We start from the raw sequence: 462 nt of genomic DNA, 5'->3' as shown, positions 1-462 counted from the left end.
AGTCTCATGCACGAGGAGGAATTTAAGGCGCTGGGCAATGGAAAGATCCTGTTTAACACCTCCATTGGGCCTGCCTTTGAAGCGGAAGATTTAAAGAACTGGCTGGATGGGGGAAATAATTACTTTGCCTGTGATACAGCCGGAGCCATCGGCGATCCGACGGGAGAGCTTTTAAACCACCCGAGAGTGTTCTGCACGAATTATTCGGCTGGAAGGACGAAGCAGGCGTTTGGACTTCTGAGTGAGAAGGTGCTTTATAATATCAGGGAGTATTTGGGGAATGCAAATGCATAGTCCCGGATAAAGCCGGACAAACAGACATATCCCAATCAGGCGGCGGACCGGGCAGGAAGTAAACGGCAATTGATTGGCAGGATTGTGATATAAAAGGGCAGAAACGGGATAGTGCTTTGCGGGGAAACAGATTATAATGATACTTACAGAGACGAAGCGGAGATGAAC

General features: G+C 48.5%; 1 protein-coding gene. It reads left to right on the top strand.

The window, feature by feature from the left end; genetic code table 11:
• Positions 1-294: dihydrofolate reductase (locus tag NE664_13800; GenBank protein ID MCQ4727707.1), on the top strand; the 294-nt coding region annotated here is incomplete at its 5' end.
• Between the last annotated feature and the right edge of the window lie 168 nt (positions 295-462).

Origin of the sequence: Anaerotignum faecicola, assembly GCA_024460105.1 — a bacterium.
GTDB lineage: Bacteria > Bacillota > Clostridia > Lachnospirales > Anaerotignaceae > JANFXS01.
This window is presented reverse-complemented; position numbering and strand designations above follow the sequence as displayed.